This window comes from Achromobacter sp. SIMBA_011 (assembly GCF_046535435.1).
GTDB classification, from domain to species: Bacteria; Pseudomonadota; Gammaproteobacteria; order Burkholderiales; family Burkholderiaceae_B; genus Achromobacter; species Achromobacter dolens.
Genome location: NZ_JAWRWN010000807.1, coordinates 1 through 256, shown reverse-complemented (window position 1 = coordinate 256; position 256 = coordinate 1). Strand labels below are relative to the sequence as shown.

At 74.2% G+C, this 256-nt stretch carries 1 protein-coding gene; it reads right to left on the bottom strand.

Going from position 1 to position 256, the window contains the following annotated elements; all coding sequences use genetic code 11:
* Positions 1–256 (bottom strand): LysR family transcriptional regulator (locus SB816_RS33225; protein ID WP_410548408.1); only part of this gene is annotated, 256 nt, incomplete at both ends.

Below are 256 nucleotides of genomic sequence, written 5' to 3'. Positions count from 1 at the left end.
GCGACGGCAGCCACACCTGCGCGTAATCGTCCGGGCACCCGAAGCGGATCGTGCCCGACAGCCCCGTGCCGCACAGATCGGCCAGCGCCTCGTCGTGCTGCCGCAGGATGCGCTGCGCATGCAGCAGCAGCCGCTCGCCGGGATGCGTGAGCACCACGCCGCGCCCGGTGCGCTGGAACAGCGGCTGGTCGACGCTCTCCTCGAGCCGCCGCATCTGCTGGCTGAGCGCGGACTGCGTGCGGCCGACCCGCGCCGC